This is a genomic window from Saccharothrix sp. ST-888 (assembly GCF_000955975.1).
Lineage (GTDB): Bacteria > Actinomycetota > Actinomycetes > Streptomycetales > Streptomycetaceae > Kitasatospora.
The window spans coordinates 1-323 of record NZ_JYJF01000797.1 but is presented as its reverse complement, the minus strand read 5'-3'; the positions used below and the strand labels follow the sequence as shown (position 1 = coordinate 323).

The 323-nt window shown below is 66.3% G+C and carries 1 pseudogene; it reads left to right on the top strand.

Going from position 1 to position 323, the window contains the following annotated elements:
- A pseudogene (locus tag UK12_RS42415) lies at positions 1-323 on the top strand (arginine 2,3-aminomutase); the annotation flags it as partial.

Sequence of the window (323 nt, the reverse complement as noted above, 5' to 3'; positions counted from 1 at the left end):
CGGCCGGTCCGCCAGGAGGCCGGGCGCTCGACCAGGGAGCTGGTCGAGTTCTACGGTGCGTGGGTCGAGCCGGTCCATGACACCGTGTACCGCAAGACCAATCGGGTGGTGCACAAGTACCCGGACCGGGGGATCATGCTGATCACCGGGGCGTGCCCGGTCTACTGCCGTCACTGCACCCGGAAGTTCCACACAACGTATGTCAACGGCCCCTACTTCCGGGACGACGAGAGCGGGTCGTTCGACGAGGACCTGCGCTACATCGCCGAACACCCTCAGATCCGGGACGTGCTGCTCACCGGCGGCGACCCGCTGTCATACCA